The organism is Dechloromonas denitrificans (genome assembly GCF_001551835.1).
In the GTDB taxonomy this organism is placed as follows: domain Bacteria; phylum Pseudomonadota; class Gammaproteobacteria; order Burkholderiales; family Rhodocyclaceae; genus Azonexus; species Azonexus denitrificans.
On record NZ_LODL01000003.1, the window covers coordinates 1 to 16,631 of the forward strand.

Annotated in this window: 13 protein-coding genes and 1 tRNA gene; all 14 read right to left on the minus strand. The window is 56.8% G+C overall.

From position 1 onward, the window contains the following. A partial coding sequence (locus AT959_RS00795; protein WP_240481654.1) for a GTP-binding protein occupies nucleotides 1-227 on the minus strand: 227 nt, incomplete at its 3' end. A 21-nt stretch (nucleotides 228-248) separates the two neighbouring features. Continuing rightward, nucleotides 249-2,342 (minus strand): elongation factor G, encoded by a 2,094-nt coding sequence (fusA, locus tag AT959_RS00800; protein WP_066879504.1) that lies wholly within the window; start codon nucleotides 2,340-2,342, stop codon nucleotides 249-251. An 18-nt stretch (nucleotides 2,343-2,360) separates the two neighbouring features. Next, nucleotides 2,361-2,831: a 30S ribosomal protein S7 gene (gene rpsG, locus AT959_RS00805; RefSeq protein ID WP_066879507.1), complete on the minus strand. Its 471-nt coding sequence runs from the start codon at nucleotides 2,829-2,831 to the stop codon at nucleotides 2,361-2,363. A gap of 110 nt (nucleotides 2,832-2,941) precedes the next feature. Next, nucleotides 2,942-3,319 (minus strand): 30S ribosomal protein S12, encoded by a 378-nt coding sequence (gene rpsL / locus AT959_RS00810; RefSeq protein ID WP_066879509.1) that lies wholly within the window; start codon nucleotides 3,317-3,319, stop codon nucleotides 2,942-2,944. A gap of 156 nt (nucleotides 3,320-3,475) precedes the next feature. Beyond that, complete coding sequence (gene rpoC, locus AT959_RS00815; RefSeq protein ID WP_066879512.1) at nucleotides 3,476-7,684, minus strand: DNA-directed RNA polymerase subunit beta'; 4,209 nt, start codon at nucleotides 7,682-7,684, stop codon at nucleotides 3,476-3,478. A 21-nt stretch (nucleotides 7,685-7,705) separates the two neighbouring features. Next, a complete protein-coding gene (rpoB, locus tag AT959_RS00820) occupies nucleotides 7,706-11,989 on the minus strand; it encodes a DNA-directed RNA polymerase subunit beta (protein WP_066879514.1) in 4,284 nt (1,427 codons plus the stop codon). A 207-nt stretch (nucleotides 11,990-12,196) separates the two neighbouring features. Then, nucleotides 12,197-12,568 carry a 50S ribosomal protein L7/L12 gene (gene rplL / locus AT959_RS00825; protein ID WP_066879517.1) on the minus strand — a complete coding sequence of 124 codons (372 nt, stop codon included), beginning with the start codon at nucleotides 12,566-12,568 and terminating at the stop codon, nucleotides 12,197-12,199. A 37-nt stretch (nucleotides 12,569-12,605) separates the two neighbouring features. Further along, the gene (gene rplJ, locus AT959_RS00830) at nucleotides 12,606-13,103 is read right to left on the minus strand and encodes a 50S ribosomal protein L10 (protein WP_066879520.1); all 498 of its coding nucleotides are present in this window, start codon (nucleotides 13,101-13,103) and stop codon (nucleotides 12,606-12,608) included. A 225-nt stretch (nucleotides 13,104-13,328) separates the two neighbouring features. Continuing rightward, nucleotides 13,329-14,024 (minus strand): 50S ribosomal protein L1, encoded by a 696-nt coding sequence (gene rplA / locus AT959_RS00835; RefSeq protein ID WP_066879523.1) that lies wholly within the window; start codon nucleotides 14,022-14,024, stop codon nucleotides 13,329-13,331. 2 nt (nucleotides 14,025-14,026) lie between these two features. After that, entirely contained in the window at nucleotides 14,027-14,458 is a 432-nt protein-coding gene (gene rplK, locus AT959_RS00840; protein ID WP_066879525.1) for a 50S ribosomal protein L11, read from the minus strand. Between the two features lie 109 nt (nucleotides 14,459-14,567). Next, nucleotides 14,568-15,101, minus strand: coding sequence for a transcription termination/antitermination protein NusG (nusG, locus tag AT959_RS00845; RefSeq protein WP_066879528.1), 534 nt, complete (start codon nucleotides 15,099-15,101; stop codon nucleotides 14,568-14,570). Beyond that, nucleotides 15,098-15,451, minus strand: coding sequence for a preprotein translocase subunit SecE (gene secE / locus AT959_RS00850; RefSeq protein WP_066879531.1), 354 nt, complete (start codon nucleotides 15,449-15,451; stop codon nucleotides 15,098-15,100). The genes nusG and secE overlap by 4 nt, the downstream gene beginning before the upstream one ends. 24 nt (nucleotides 15,452-15,475) lie before the next feature. Further along, nucleotides 15,476-15,551, minus strand: a tRNA-Trp gene (locus AT959_RS00855). Between the two features lie 60 nt (nucleotides 15,552-15,611). Beyond that, on the minus strand, nucleotides 15,612-16,631 hold a 1,020-nt coding region (gene tuf / locus AT959_RS00860; RefSeq protein ID WP_066879534.1), incomplete at its 5' end, for an elongation factor Tu.

Here is a 16,631-nt window from a genome sequence, read left to right on the forward strand (position 1 = left end):
TGACGGTTGGCAGTCTCGTACTCGACGTGCGCAGTGTTGATCGTGATGCCGCGCGCTTTTTCTTCCGGGGCTGCGTCGATCTGATCGTAAGCCTTGGCGGCACCGCCGTACTTCTTCGACAGCACTGTCGTGATCGCTGCCGTCAGCGTGGTCTTGCCGTGGTCAACGTGACCAATCGTACCGACGTTTACGTGCGGTTTGGTACGCTCAAATTTCTCTTTTGCCATTATCGGTTCTCCAATAACGTATTACTTTTTGTTAATGACAGCCTCAGCGACGTTTTTCGGCGCTTCGGTATAGTGCTTGAATTCCATCGAGTAGGTGGCGCGGCCTTGCGACAGCGAGCGCACAGACGTCGAGTAGCCGAACATCTCGGACAGCGGCACTTCAGCCTTGACCAATTTGATACCGCCAACCTGGTCTTCCATGCCCTGAACGATGCCACGGCGGGACGACAGGTCGCCCATGACGTTGCCCATGTACTCTTCCGGGGTTTCGACTTCAACGGCCATCATCGGCTCAAGCAGCGTCGGATTGGCTTTCTTCATACCTTCCTTGAAGGCCATCGAGGCAGCCATGCGGAACGCATTTTCATTAGAGTCAACGTCGTGGTAAGAACCGTCGAACAGCGTAAACTTGACATCCACAACCGGGAAGCCAGCGAGAACACCACTCGTCACTGCATCGCGCAAGCCCTTATCAACGGCCGGGATGAATTCGCGAGGAACCACACCACCCTTGATCGCATCGACGAACTCGTAGCCTTTGCCAGCCTCGTTCGGTTCGATCTTGAGCCAAACGTGACCGAACTGACCACGACCGCCAGACTGCTTGACGAACTTACCTTCCTGCTCGACCGACTTCTTGATGCACTCGCGGTAGGCAACCTGCGGCGCACCGACGGTTGCTTCAACGTTGAATTCACGACGCATGCGGTCAACCAGAATTTCCAGGTGCAATTCGCCCATGCCGGAAATGATGGTCTGACCAGACTCTTCGTCAGTGCGAACACGGAAGGACGGATCTTCCTGAGCCAGACGCCCCAGCGCCAGACCCATCTTTTCCTGGTCAGCCTTGGTCTTCGGCTCGACGGCAACGTGAATCACCGGCTCCGGGAAAACCATGCGCTCAAGAGTGATGACCTTGGCCGGGTCGCACAGCGTATCGCCAGTGGTGGCCTCTTTCAAACCCACGGCAGCAGCGATGTCACCAGCGCGCACCTCCTTGATTTCTTCGCGCTGATTGGCGTGCATCTGCAGGATGCGACCCAGACGCTCTTTACGACCCTTAACCGGGTTGTAAACGGTGTCACCGGAATTGATCACACCAGAATAGACGCGGAAGAAGATCAGCTGACCAACAAACGGGTCAGTCATAATCTTGAAGGCGAGCGCCGAGAAGGACTCATCGTCAGCAGCACGACGAACACCCTCGGACTCATCCTCGAGAATACCCTTGACCGGCGGAATATCAACCGGCGACGGCAGCAGTTCGATCACGGCGTCCAGCATCTTCTGCACGCCCTTGTTCTTGAAGGCAGTACCGCACAGCATCGGCTGGATTTCACAGGCGATGGTACGAGTGCGCAGACCAAGGATGATTTCGGCCTCGGAGAGGTCACCCTCTTCAAGATACTTGTTCATCAACTCTTCGGAAGCTTCGGCAGCAGCCTCAACCATCTGCTCACGCCAGCTGGCAGCATCATCAGCCAGGTCAGCCGGGATATCGCGCGCTTCATACTTCATACCCTGGGAGGCTTCATCCCAGTAGATGGCCTTCATGCGAATCAGGTCAACCACACCCTCGAAGGTATCTTCAGCACCGATAGGAATCACAACCGGTACCGGATTAGCCTTCAAGCGCAACTTCAACTGCTCGACAACGCGGAAGAAATTGGCACCGGAACGGTCCATCTTATTGACGAAGGCCAAACGCGGCACACCGTACTTGTTGGCCTGGCGCCAAACGGTTTCGGACTGCGGCTGAACGCCACCGACCGCACAGTAGACCATACAGGCAGCATCAAGGACGCGCATCGAACGCTCGACTTCAATCGTGAAGTCAACGTGACCCGGGGTATCGATAATGTTGATGTGGTGAGCCGGGAACTGCTTGTCCATCCCGCTCCAGTAGCAGGTAGTAGCAGCCGAGGTAATGGTGATACCACGCTCCTGCTCCTGCTCCATCCAGTCCATGGTGGCCGCACCGTCGTGCACTTCACCGATTTTGTGGTTAACACCGGTGTAGTACAGGATGCGTTCGGTCGTCGTCGTCTTACCGGCGTCGATGTGAGCGCTGATACCGATATTGCGGTAGCGCTCGATGGGAGTTTTACGTGCCACGTTAGAGCCCTTTGAAAATTAGAAGCGGAAGTGGGCGAAGGCTTTGTTGGCTTCAGCCATACGGTGCACTTCGTCGCGCTTCTTGACAGCGCCGCCACGGTTTTCAGCAGCTTCCATCATCTCGGCAGCCAGACGCTGACCCATCGACTTTTCGGAACGCTTGCGGGCGGACTCACGCAGCCAGCGCATTGCCAGCGCGGCGCGGCGAGCCGGGCGCACTTCAACCGGCACCTGATAGTTGGCACCACCAACGCGACGGGACTTCACTTCGACCATCGGCTTGACGTTGCCCATGGCAGAACCGAACACCTCGAGCGGATCCTTGCCACCCTTGGTGGTAATGATCTCGAAAGCACCATAGACGATGCGTTCGGCGACGGACTTCTTGCCGCTCTGCATGATGGCGTTAATGAACTTGGAAACTTCGACATTACCGAACTTGGGATCCGGCAGGATGTCACGCTTTGGTACTTCACGACGACGGGGCATAGTAACCTCAAATAAACACGATTCAGTTGAAAAGCCGGGCTAGGGTTTTACCCTCCCGGCCTCTCCCGACCGCCCAACGGGACGGCCACTTACTTAAGCAACCTAATGAATTAGGCAGCCTTCGGACGCTTGGCCCCGTACTTCGAACGGGACTGCTTACGATCCTTGACACCCTGGGTATCCAGGGAGCCGCGCACGGTGTGATAACGAACACCCGGCAAATCCTTGACACGACCACCACGAATCAGGACCACAGAGTGTTCCTGCAGGTTGTGGCCTTCACCACCGATGTAGGAAATGACCTCAAAGCCATTCGTCAGACGAACCTTGCAAACCTTACGGAGAGCGGAGTTTGGCTTTTTCGGGGTAGTGGTATAGACGCGAGTACAAACACCGCGCTTCTGCGGGCATTTCTCCAGAGCAGGAACCTTGCTCTTGGTGACTTCGGCAACGCGCGGCTTGCGCACGAGCTGATTGATAGTCGGCATATCGAACTTCCTTCAACGACCGGGCACTCAGTAATGGTGCACGACGGCAATTTTGTTATCCAAAGCAGAGACAATGATTAGCCCCTGCCGACAAAGACCATAAATTCTATGGTTTATCAACCCCCATGTCAACGAGACACGGGGGCCCATGCTAAATCAGGAGGCTTGATCCACTTCCTGAACAACAGTTGCTTCGCTCACGTCGGCATTAGCGCGCCCGGCCAAATCTTCACCATTTACCTGCGCTTTCCTCGTGCGATGGTAAGCGAGACCGGTACCGGCCGGGATGAGACGACCGACGATAACGTTTTCCTTCAGACCGCGGAGTTCATCACGTTTGCCCATGATGGCCGCTTCGGTAAGAACCCGCGTCGTTTCCTGGAAGGAAGCAGCCGAAATGAACGAATCGGTGGACAACGATGCCTTGGTAATACCGAGCAGCATATGGTCAAAATTGGCCGGCAATTTGCCTTCGGCAATCACACGGTCGTTTTCGGCCAGCAACTCGGCACGTTCAACCTGTTCCGACTTGATGAACTTCGTATCACCCGGCTCGGTAATCGTCACCCGACGCAACATCTGACGAACAATTACTTCGATGTGCTTGTCGTTAATCTTCACGCCTTGCAGACGATAGACGTCCTGCACTTCGTCGGTGATGTAACGGGCCAGCGCCTCGACGCCCTGCAAACGCAGGATATCGTGAGGATCCGGCTCGCCTTCGACAATCTTCTCACCCTTGTTGACCACCTGACCATCGTGCACCAACACATGCTTATCCTTGGAAATCAGGAACTCGTGCTGATTGCCGTCAAGATCGGTAATGATCAAACGCTGCTTGCCCTTGGTGTCCTTGCCGAAGCTGGTCGTACCGGTGAACTCGGCCAATACGGAGGCATCCTTCGGGGTGCGGGCTTCGAACAACTCGGCCACACGCGGCAGACCACCGGTAATGTCGCGGGTCTTGGCAGACTCTTGCGGCATACGTGCCAGCACGTCACCGACACCAACCTGCTGGCCGTCGAGGACCGAAATGATCGAGCCGACCTGGAAGGCGATCGATACTGCGTGATCACTGCCATGAATCTTGACTTCCTGACCGGACTCATCGAGCAGCTTGACGACTGGACGGACGCCCTTAGTCGCAGCCTTGCCGCCACGCTTGTGGTCGATAACCACCAGCGTGGACAGACCGGTGACGTCGTCAACCTGCTTGGCGACCGTGACACCCTCTTCGACATTTTCGAAGCGGACGGTACCGGCGTATTCCGTAACAATCGGACGGGTATGCGGATCCCAGGTCGCCAGCTTGGCGCCGGCCTTGACCACCTTGCCGTCATCAACCGACAACATGGCGCCGTACGGCACCTTGTGACGCTCGCGCTCACGACCATGATCATCGGTAATCAGCACTTCACCAGAGCGGGAAATGACGACTTTTTCGCCCTTGGCACTGGTGACATAACGCATGGTGGCGGTAAAGCGCACCGTACCGGCTGACTTCGACTCGACCTGGGAAGCGACAGCGGCACGAGAAGCCGCACCACCGACGTGGAAGGTACGCATCGTCAGCTGGGTACCCGGCTCACCGATCGACTGGGCAGCAATAACGCCAACCGACTCACCGGCATTGACCATCGTGCCACGACCGAGGTCACGGCCGTAACACTTGGCACACAGACCGTAACGGGTATCGCAGGTCAGCGGGGTACGGACCTTGACTTCATCGATGCCCAACTTGTCGATCAGATCAACCAGGTCCTCGTCGAGCATGGTGCCGGCGAAAATCACGGTTTCCTGGGTTTCCGGGTCAACCAGATCGTCGACCGTGACACGACCGAGAATACGCTCGCGCAACGGCTCGATAACTTCACCACCTTCGACCAGGGCCTTGACCGGGAAGCCGTTCTTGGTACCGCAGTCATCTTCGGTAATAACCAAGTCCTGTGTCACATCAACCAGACGGCGCGTCAGGTAACCGGAGTTTGCCGTCTTCAGCGCGGTGTCGGCCAGGCCCTTACGAGCACCGTGGGTCGAGATGAAGTACTGAAGAACGTTCAGACCTTCGCGGAAGTTGGTGGTAATTGGCGTTTCGATAATCGAACCATCCGGCTTTGCCATCAGGCCGCGCATACCAGCCAACTGACGAATCTGGGCAGCGGAACCGCGGGCGCCGGAGTCGGCCATCATGTAGATGGAGTTGAAGGAGTCCTGCTTGACCTTCTTGCCGAAACGATCGATGGTTTCCTCGTGGCCGAGTTCGTCCATCATGACCTTGGCGACCTGATCGCCGGTACGGCCCCAGATATCGACAACCTTGTTATAACGCTCGCCGTTAGTGACCAGACCATTGGTGTACTGAATTTCGATTTCTTTTACTTCAGCTTCGGCAGCCGCGATGATTTCGTGCTTCTTGGCCGGGACGCGCATATCGTCCGAACAGAACGAGATACCAGCGCGGGTGGCCAGGGCATAGCCGTTTTGCATCAGCTTGTCGGCAAAGATGACGGTTTCCTTCAAACCACAGCGACGGAAGGACTCGTCGATCAGCTTAGAGATTTCCTTCTTCTTCAGCGCCCGGTCGATCGCCTTGAAGGGCAGGCCCTTCGGCAGGATCTTGGAGAGCAACGCACGACCGGCCGTGGTTTCGACGCGAACGGTTTTCTCGTCCCACTCGCCGTCCACCGCGCCAGCCTCGTATTGAGTCAGGCGAACGGAAATACGCGAGTGAATATCGAGCTCCTTGGCAGCCATGGCACGCTCGATCTCATTGGTATTGGCGAAATACATACCTTCGCCCTTGCCATTGACCTTTTCGCGAGTCGCGTAGTAGAGACCCAACACGATATCCTGCGACGGCACGATGATCGGCTGGCCGTTGGCGGGCGACAGCACGTTGTTCGAGGCCAGCATCAGGGTGCGGGCTTCCATCTGGGCCTCCAGCGACAGCGGCACGTGGACCGCCATCTGGTCACCGTCGAAGTCGGCGTTGAAGGCCGCACAAACGAGCGGGTGCAACTGGATGGCCTTGCCTTCAATCAGCGTCGGCTCGAACGCCTGGATACCGAGACGGTGCAGGGTCGGCGCGCGGTTCAGCATAACCGGATGTTCACGGATGACATCTTCCAGGATGTCCCAGACCACCGGCTCCTGACCTTCAACCATCTTCTTGGCTTGCTTGATGGTGGTGGCGTAGCCGAGCACTTCCAGCTTGTGGAAGATGAAGGGCTTGAACAGTTCGAGCGCCATCAGCTTCGGCAGACCACACTGGTGCAGCTTGAGCTGCGGACCGACGACGATAACCGACCGGCCGGAGTAGTCGACACGCTTACCCAGCAAGTTTTGACGGAAACGACCGCCCTTGCCCTTGATCATGTCGGCCAGCGACTTCAGCGGACGCTTGTTGGCACCGGTCATCGCCTTGCCGCGACGGCCGTTGTCGAGCAGCGAGTCGACCGACTCCTGCAGCATGCGCTTTTCGTTGCGAACGATGATTTCCGGCGCCTTCAGCTCGAGCAGGCGCTTCAGACGGTTGTTCCGGTTGATGACGCGACGATAGAGATCGTTCAGGTCGGAGGTCGCGAAGCGGCCACCATCCAGCGGCACCAGCGGGCGCAGGTCCGGCGGCAGCACCGGCAGGACTTCGAGAACCATCCAGTCCGGCTTGATGCCGGACTTCAGGAAACCTTCGAGAATCTTCAGACGCTTGGCCAGCTTCTTGTTCTTGGCTTCGGAACCGGTCACTTCCAGTTCGGCGCGCAGCGACTCGACTTCACTCGGCAGATCAAGGTTACGCAGCAGTTCGCGAATACCCTCGGCACCCATCAGCGCATGGAATTCATCGCCATGCTCTTCCATCATTTCCAGATACTGCTCTTCGGTGAGCAACTGAGCACGCTGGAGGTTGCTGACCATTCCAGGATCGCAAACGACATAGGCTTCGAAGTACAGGACGCGCTCGATATCGCGCAGCGTCATGTCCAAAACCATACCGAGACGGGATGGCAGCGACTTCAGGAACCAGATGTGGGCGGTCGGCGAGGCCAGTTCAATGTGACCCATACGGTCGCGACGAACCTTGGCCAGCGTCACTTCAACGCCACACTTTTCGCAGATCACGCCACGGTGCTTCAGGCGCTTGTACTTGCCGCACAGGCACTCATAGTCCTTGATCGGGCCAAAGATCTTGGCGCAGAACAGGCCATCGCGCTCCGGCTTGAAGGTGCGGTAGTTGATAGTTTCTGGCTTCTTGACTTCACCGTAGGACCAGGAACGGATCTTTTCGGGCGAGGCGAGACCAATGGTAATCGCGTCGAATTCCTCTTCGGCGGTTACCTGCTTGAATAGATCGAGCAATGCTTTCATCGTTTAACTCCCAGCCCTAAATCAGTAACGTTCCAGATCGATATCGATCGCCAGCGAACGAATTTCCTTGACCAGCACATTGAAGGATTCCGGCATGCCGGCCTCAATCCTGTGCTCGCCCTTGACGATGTTCTCATAGACCTTGGTACGGCCATTCACGTCGTCGGACTTGACGGTCAGCATTTCCTGCAGCACGTAGGATGCGCCATAAGCCTCAAGTGCCCACACTTCCATTTCACCGAAACGCTGACCACCGAACTGCGCCTTACCACCCAGCGGCTGCTGGGTAACCAGCGAATACGGGCCGGTGGAACGGGCGTGCATCTTGTCATCGACCAGGTGATGCAGCTTCAGGTAGTGCATGTAGCCAACCGTCACCTGACGCTCGAATGCTTCGCCGGTACGGCCATCAAACAAGGTCATTTGACCGGAAGATGGCATGCCTGCGAGTGCCAGCATTGCCTTGATTTCGGCATCCTTGGCGCCGTCGAAAACTGGCGTCGCGAACGGCACGCCATCCTTCAGATTGCCGGCCATTTCTATAATTTCGGTATCGCTCAACTGATCAAGATCTTCAGCCTTGCCACCCGAGTTATAGATCTTGTCGAGGAAACCACGCATTTCCTTGACGTTGGCCTGGGCGCGCAGCATGGCACCAATCTGATGGCCGAGCCCCTTGGCGGCGAGACCGAGGTGCACTTCGAGAATCTGACCGACGTTCATCCGCGACGGCACACCCAGCGGGTTCAGCACGATATCGACCGGGCTACCATCTTCCATGTGCGGCATGTCTTCAACTGGCAGAATACGGGAAACCACACCCTTGTTACCGTGACGGCCGGCCATCTTGTCGCCGGGCTGCAGGCGACGCTTGACGGCAACATAGACCTTGACCATTTTCTGCACGCCCGGCGGCAATTCGTCGCCTTGCGTCAGCTTCTTGCGCTTGCCTTCGAAAGCAATGTCGAAGTCCTTGCGAGCCTGTTCCAGACCATCCTTGACCTGTTCCAGTTGCTGGGCAACATCATCCTCTGCGAGACGAATATCGAACCAGTGATGCGGATCCATACCGTCGAGGTAGGACTGCTCAATGACCGAACCCTTGGCCAGCTTCTTCGGACCGCCATTGGCCTTCTTGCCAAGGATCAGTCGTTCGACACGGGCGAAGGCATCGCGTTCAACGATGCGCATCTGGTCAGCCAGGTCCAGCTTGTAATGACGCAGGTGCTCATCGATGATCGACTGGGCGCGCTTATCACGCTCGATACCTTCACGGGTGAAGACCTGGACGTCAATGACAGTACCGGCAATACCGGACGGTACGCGCAGCGAGGTGTCCTTAACATCGGAAGCCTTTTCGCCGAAGATCGCGCGCAGCAGCTTTTCTTCCGGCGTTAGCTGGGTTTCGCCCTTGGGCGTTACCTTGCCGACCAGCACATCGCCGGCTTCAACTTCGGCACCGATATAGACAATACCAGAGTCATCCAGGCGGGAAAGCTGAACTTCGCCCAAGGAGGCGATGTCGCGGGTAATTTCTTCAGGACCAAGCTTGGTATCACGCGCAACGACCGTCAGTTCCTCGATATGGATCGAGGTATAGCGATCTTCGGCTACGACGCGTTCGGAGATCAGGATCGAGTCTTCGAAGTTGTAGCCGTTCCACGGCATGAACGCGATCAGCATGTTCTGGCCGAGGGCCAGTTCGCCCTTGTCCGTTGATGCACCATCAGCCACCACATCGCCGCGGGCGATCTTGTCGCCAACCTTGACCAGCGGACGCTGATTGATATTGGTGTTCTGGTTGGAACGAGTGTATTTGACCAGGTTGTAGATATCGACGCCGACTTCACCGGCCACCGTTTCGTCATCATTAACTCGGACGACGACACGGCCGGCATCGACGTAATCAACCATACCGCCACGACGAGCCACGACGGCCGTTCCGGAGTCGACCGCAACGGTACGTTCAATACCCGTACCAACCAGCGCCTTCTCGGGACGCAGACAAGGAACGGCCTGACGCTGCATGTTGGCGCCCATCAAGGCACGGTTCGCATCGTCATGCTCAAGGAAGGGGATCAGCGAAGCAGCAACGGAAACAATCTGACCGGGCGCCACGTCCATGTACTGAACGCGTGACGGCTCGGCAAGAATGGTTTCACCCTTCTCGCGGCAGGTCACTAGGTCATCCGACAAGCGACCGTTTTCATCCAACGATGCATTGGCCTGGGCAACGACATAGTTGCCCTCTTCGATTGCCGAGAGATACTCGATATCGTTGGTCACCTTGGAGTCGATAACCTTGCGATAGGCGGTTTCGATGAAACCATAGTCATTGACTCGGGCAAACAGCGCCAGCGAGTTGATCAGACCGATGTTCGGACCTTCCGGGGTTTCGATCGGGCAGACGCGACCATAGTGGGTCGGATGCACGTCGCGCACTTCGAAGCCGGCGCGTTCGCGGGTCAGACCGCCCGGGCCAAGGGCCGAAACACGGCGCTTGTGGGTGATTTCCGACAGCGGGTTAGTCTGGTCCATAAACTGCGACAACTGGCTGGAACCGAAAAACTCCTTGATCGCAGCACTGATCGGCTTGGCATTGATCAGATCGTGCGGCATCAGGTTGTCCGACTCAGCCTGCGACAAACGTTCCTTGACGGCCCGTTCGACACGAACCAGACCAGCACGGAACTGGTTCTCGGCCAGTTCGCCAACGGAACGAACGCGACGGTTGCCTAGGTGATCGATATCGTCGATTTCGCCGCGACCATTGCGCAGCTCGCAAAGAATCTTGATGACTTCAACGATGTCACGCGGTGACAGCGTCAGTTGCTCGCGAACTTCAACATTTGCACCAAGGGGCTTGATCTTGGCTGCCAGATTTTCGGCAAGCTCTTGGGTCAGATTCTCGGACAGAGCGCGCGGGCCGTACGGCATCAAGCTGACCAGATCCTGTATTGCAGCGAGGGAGAAGCCTGACCCTTCGGCCAGATTCTTCAACGCAGCTTCGGCCTTGGAGGCCAGGCTCCGGACCATGACTTTGTATTCAATAACGTCGGGACGGGCCAGGCGGCGATTGAATTTCATGCGACCGACGCCCGACAGGTCGTAACGCTCATCGGAGTAGAACAAACCGTTGAACAGGATCTCAACAGCCTCTTCGGTCGGCGGCTCACCGGGACGCATCATCCGGTAGATCGCAACACGGGCAGCCTGACGGGATGCCGTTTCGTCGGCGCGCAGGGTGTTGGAGATGAATGCACCACGATCAAGATCGTTGGTGTACAGCGTTTCAACGGTAGTGATCTCGGCTTCACGCAGCTTGGCGAGCAGAGTTTCAGTAATTTCGTCATTGGCATTGGCGACCACTTCGCCAGTCGCCTTGTCGATGATGTTCTTGGCGATAACGCGGCCAATGAAAAAATCCTCGGGCACTACGAGCTGCTTCAGCGAGGCAGCACCGATGTCGCGAATATGTTTTGCCGTAATGCGCTTGTCTTTGGCGACAATAACCTTGCCGTCGGGGCCGACAAAATCAAAGCGGGCCACCTCGCCACGCAGGCGTTCCGGGACGAGGGTGAACTCGACGGATTCCTTGCCCAGCAGGAAGGTGTCGAAATCAAAGAACTGCTCTAGGATTTCTTCGGAAGACATCCCGATCGCCTTGAGCAGCGTCGTGACCGGCATCTTGCGGCGGCGGTCGACACGGAAAAAGAGCGTGTCTTTCGGGTCAAACTCGAAGTCCAGCCAGGAACCGCGATACGGAATAATCCGGGCGGAGAACAACAACTTGCCCGAGCTATGGGTCTTGCCGCGGTCGTGCTCGAAGAAAACGCCAGGCGAGCGATGCAACTGGGAAACGATGACTCGCTCGGTACCGTTAATCACGAACGAGCCATTGGTCGTCATGAGCGGAATCTCGCCCATGTAAACTTCCTGCTCCTTGACTTCCTTCACGGTATCAGGGGCTTCCCGATCCATGATCACCAGACGCACCTTCGCACGCAACGAAGAGGCGAAGGTCAATCCGCGCTGCTGGCATTCGGTCACATCAAAAGCCGGCTCGCCAAGCATGTAGCTGACAAACTCAAGGCGGGCGTTACCAGAATGCGAAACGATCGGGAAAATCGAGGTAAACGCAGCCTGCAAGCCTTCATTTTTACGCTTTTCAGCTGGAATCTCCGCTTGCAAAAAAGCGGTAAAGGATTGAAGCTGGGTTGCAAGCAGGAAGGGAACATCAAGCACACTGCTACGCTTGGCGAAGCTCTTGCGGATGCGTTTCTTCTCGGTGAAGGAGTAAGTCATGGTAACTCCGTGAGGATAAAATCAAACGTTAAACCTGTCGAAACAGGCAAACGCAAACGAGCTCTCCTCCTTGGACCCAAGGAAGTAAGCAAGGTTTGCGTTTGCCGGCTGGCGTTATTCAAGTTTATCTTTTTGCTGGGTTGAACCTGTCATACAAAGCAGAAAAGGGCTGGCGACACCGTCACCAGCCCAAACACTTCAGGTCGATTACTTGACTTCGACCTTGGCGCCAGCAGCTTCCAGTTGCGTCTTGAGGGCTTCAGCATCAGCCTTGGAAACGCCTTCCTTGACAGCCTTCGGAGCGCCATCAACCAGATCCTTGGCTTCCTTGAGGCCCAGGCCGGTTACTGCGCGCACGACCTTGATGACTTCAACCTTCTTGTCGCCTGCGGCAGCCAGGACAACGGTGAATTCGGTCTGCTCTTCAACAGCAGCGGCAGCACCACCAGCCGGGCCGGCAACGGCGACGGCAGCGGCGGAAACGCCAAACTTCTCTTCGAACGCCTTGACCAGGTCGTTCAGTTCCATAACGGTCAGGGAGCCAACGGCTTCCAGGATGTCTTCTTTGCTAATTGCCATTTCAATAAACTCCTAAATCAGTTCGTAAGCGGTACGGTTAAGCAGCAGCTTCTTCGCGCTGCGCAGCCAGTGCGGCCAGGCCACGGACAAAGCCGGCGACCGGTGCTTGCATGACGTACAGCAGCTTGGAGAGCAGCTCTTCGCGGCTCGGGACGGAGGCAAGTGCCTGCACACCGGCTTTGTCGAGCACTTGGCCGGCGTAAGAACCGGCCTTCAGCACGAGCTTGTCGTTGGTTTTTGCGAAGTCATTGAGAACCTTCGCTGCAGCCACCGGATCCTCGGAAACGCTATAAATCAGCGGCCCGACCATTTGGTCTGCCAGGCCAGCGAACGCAGTGTCCGCGACCGCGCGACGAACCAAGGTATTCTTCAACACACGCAGATACACACCAGACTCGCGCGCCTTCTTGCGCAGCACGGTGAGGTCGGTAACCTCAATGCCACGGTATTCGGCAATCACGATAGTCTGTGCGTTGGCCACTTGTGCCGACACCTCAGCTACAACCGCTTTTTTGTCGTTCAGATTGAGACCCACAGGTCTTTCCTCCTTTCAAGTCATAACACGACGGGGAAATTCCCGCCGCACCTACGGCGACCTGAACCAGAAGCTATGCTGCCCGTTACCGGCCAGCAGAAAATCTTGTTCTGGGGCACCGTCTGCGCAGGATACTTTCGCGATTAAGCCCCTCACGGGGCACCTGCGGTCTTTGACGATCCGCCGGTCGTTACCAAAGTAACAGCCGGCGACCCAAAGTACTTTTTAGCCGGCCAGCGATGCCTGATCGACGCGAACGCCGGGGCCCATCGTTGCAGCAACGGCAATCTTGCGAAGATACTGGCCCTTCGAAGAAGCCGGCTTGGCCTTTTGCAGCGCATCAACCAGCGCCTTCAAATTGGTTTCCAGATTCTCGACCGAGAAGGAAGCACGACCGATCGTGGCGTGAATGATGCCAGCCTTGTCGGTACGGTACTGAACCTGACCAGCCTTGGCATTCTTGACGGCAGTCGTTACATCCATGGTCACGGTGCCAACCTTCGGGTTCGGCATCAGGCCGCGCGGGCCAAGGATCTGGCCGAGCTGACCAACAACCTTCATGGCGTCCGGCGTCGCGATGACGACGTCGAAATTCAGGTTACCGGCCTTGACTTCGGCGGCTAGGTCGTCGAAACCGACGACTTCGGCGCCGGCAGCCTTGGCGGCCTCGGCCTTGTCGCCTTGGGCGAACACGGCCACACGAACGGACTTGCCGGTACCAGCCGGCAAGACGACGGAGCCACGGACAACCTGATCCGATTTACGTGCATCAACACCGAGGTTGACCGCAACATCGATCGATTCGTCAAACTTGGCAGTGGCGGTTTCCTTGGCCAGAGTCAGCGCTTCCGTAACCGGATAGAGCTTCTGGGCAACGATCTTGCCTGCGACAGCTTTTTGCTTTTTGGTGAGCTTTGCCATGATTACAGACCCTCAACCGTGATGCCCATGGAACGGGCGGAACCAGCGATAGTGCGAACTGCAGCATCCATATCGGCTGCGGTAAGGTCGGGCATCTTGGTCTTGGCGATTTCTTCGGCCTGCGCACGGGTAATCTTGCCAACCTTGTCGGTGTGCGGCTTGGCTGAACCGGACTTGATACCGGCGGCCTTCTTGATCAGGATGGTTGCCGGCGGCGTCTTCATCACGAACGTGAAGGACTTGTCGGCAAAAGCGGTAATCACCACCGGAATCGGCAGACCCGGCTCGACACCCTGGGTCTGGGCATTAAAAGCCTTGCAGAACTCCATGATGTTCAGGCCGCGCTGACCCAGCGCCGGGCCAATCGGGGGTGACGGATTTGCTTTGCCGGCTGGCACTTGCAGCTTGATGTAGCCAATAATTTTCTTGGCCATAATTGCTCCTAATAAATGAGTAGTAGCGCGTCCTGGATCGGATATCCGATTTTAGCGACGCTCCTCTGGCCGAAACAACGGGCTTTCGGCTTGCCCTTGAATCCAGAACTCAGGACTTCTCGACCTGGGCAAACTCCAACTCGACCGGCGTAGCGCGACCGAAAATGGTCACTGAAACGCGCAGGCGGTTTTTTTCGTAATTAACATCTTCAACCGAGCCATGGAAGTCGGTAAATGGACCTTCCTTGACACGCACAACCTCGCCAACCTCAAACAGCACCTTGGGACGAGGCTTTTCAACCCCTTCCTGCATTTGCTGCATGATTTTTTCAACTTCCTTTTCGGAAATCGGCGTCGGCCGATTTGCCGTCCCGCCAACAAAGCCGGTTACTTTTGGCGTGTTTTTAACCAGGTGCCAGGAGTCATCATCCATTTCCATTTCAACCAGCACATAGCCGGGAAAGAACTTGCGTTCGGAAATAGCTTTTTGGCCGCCCTTCATCTCAACGACCTCTTCGACCGGGACCAGGATACGACCAAACTTATCCTGCATATCCAGACGGGTGATACGCTCCTGAATGGCACGCATCACACTCTTCTCGAAGCCGGAATAGGCATGTACAACATACCAACGTTTACTCATGATTTCTTCCAGCCCAGCACGAGATCATAAAGAACCCACTCGAGGCTCTTATCAGTCAGATAGAGGAACAGTGCCATCACAACCACAAAGGCAAAAACAGCACCAGTGGTCTGCATGGTTTCCTTGCGGGTCGGCCAGACAACCTTCTTGGCCTCGATCACCGCTTCGTTGGAAAAAACAAAAAAACGCTGCCCAGGCTCGGTCTTCCAAGCCACGGAAACAGCAAGCGCCAACCCAACGAGAACCGCCAGGACGCGCAAAATCATTGCCTGCTCCGAGAGCAGGTAGAAGCCAGCCACGCCAGCTGCCAGAATAACCAGCGCTAGCGCAAACTTGATCTTGTCAGCCATGACGTTCGCGATCTTTAAAGAGAGTGGCAGGGGCGGAGGGAATCGAACCCCCGACCTACGGTTTTGGAAACCGTTGCTCTACCAATTGAGCTACACCCCTGCTGCAGAAACATCAAAGCGCCTCGGTTTCCCGAAGCGCTTTAACTACAAAAAGAACGAATTACTCGATGATCTTGGCAACGACACCGGCGCCGACGGTACGACCGCCTTCACGGATGGCGAAACGCAGACCTTCTTCCATGGCGATCGGCGCAATCAGCTTGACCGTCATCTGGATGTTGTCACCCGGCATGACCATTTCAACGCCCTCCGGCAGGGAAATCGCGCCGGTCACGTCGGTCGTGCGGAAGTAGAACTGCGGACGGTAGTTGTTGAAGAACGGGGTGTGACGACCACCTTCGTCTTTCGACAGAACATACACTTCGCCGGTGAAGTGGGTGTGCGGGGTGATGGAGCCCGGCTTGCACAGGACTTGACCACGCTCGACGTCTTCACGCTTGGTACCACGCAGCAGGGCACCGACGTTGTCGCCAGCCTGACCTTGGTCGAGCAGCTTGCGGAACATCTCGACACCGGTACAGGTGGTCTTGACGGTCGGACGGATACCGACGATTTCGATTTCTTCGCCGACCTTGACGACACCACGTTCGATACGGCCGGTCACCACTGTGCCGCGACCAGAGATCGAGAAGACGTCCTCAACCGGCATCAGGAACGGCAGGTCAACCGCACGCTCCGGAGTCGGAATGTAGGAGTCCAGGGCATCAGCCAGACGGAAGATGCAGGGCTCGCCGATTTCGGACTGGTCGCCTTCGAGGGCCTTCAGGGCGGAACCGTGAATGATCGGGGTGTCGTCGCCCGGGAAGTCGTACTTGGAGAGCAGCTCGCGCAGTTCCATTTCGACCAGTTCGAGCAGCTCGGCGTCATCCACCATGTCGCACTTGTTCATGAACACCAGAACGTACGGCACACCGACCTGACGGGCCAGCAGAATGTGTTCGCGGGTCTGCGGCATCGGGCCGTCAGCAGCGGAACAGACCAGGATTGCGCCGTCCATCTGGGCAGCACCGGTAATCATGTTCTTGACGTAGTCGGCGTGACCCGGGCAGTCAACGTGGGCGTAGTGACGGTTGGCAGTCTCGTACTCGACGTGCGCAGTGTTGATCGTGATGCCGCGCGC

Bases quoted from the DNA above. Each gene is read 5' to 3' on its own strand.
- rpsG (WP_066879507.1), bottom strand. From the start codon at position 2,831: ATGCCCCGTCGTCGTGAAGTACCAAAGCGTGACATCCTGCCGGATCCC.
- rpsL (WP_066879509.1), bottom strand. From the start codon at position 3,319: ATGCCGACTATCAATCAGCTCGTGCGCAAGCCGCGCGTTGCCGAAGTC.
- rpoC (WP_066879512.1), bottom strand. From the start codon at position 7,684: ATGAAAGCATTGCTCGATCTATTCAAGCAGGTAACCGCCGAAGAGGAA.
- rpoB (WP_066879514.1), bottom strand. From the start codon at position 11,989: ATGACTTACTCCTTCACCGAGAAGAAACGCATCCGCAAGAGCTTCGCC.
- rplL (WP_066879517.1), bottom strand. From the start codon at position 12,568: ATGGCAATTAGCAAAGAAGACATCCTGGAAGCCGTTGGCTCCCTGACC.
- rplA (WP_066879523.1), bottom strand. From the start codon at position 14,024: ATGGCAAAGCTCACCAAAAAGCAAAAAGCTGTCGCAGGCAAGATCGTT.
- rplK (WP_066879525.1), bottom strand. From the start codon at position 14,458: ATGGCCAAGAAAATTATTGGCTACATCAAGCTGCAAGTGCCAGCCGGC.
- nusG (WP_066879528.1), bottom strand. From the start codon at position 15,101: ATGAGTAAACGTTGGTATGTTGTACATGCCTATTCCGGCTTCGAGAAG.
- secE (WP_066879531.1), bottom strand. From the start codon at position 15,451: ATGGCTGACAAGATCAAGTTTGCGCTAGCGCTGGTTATTCTGGCAGCT.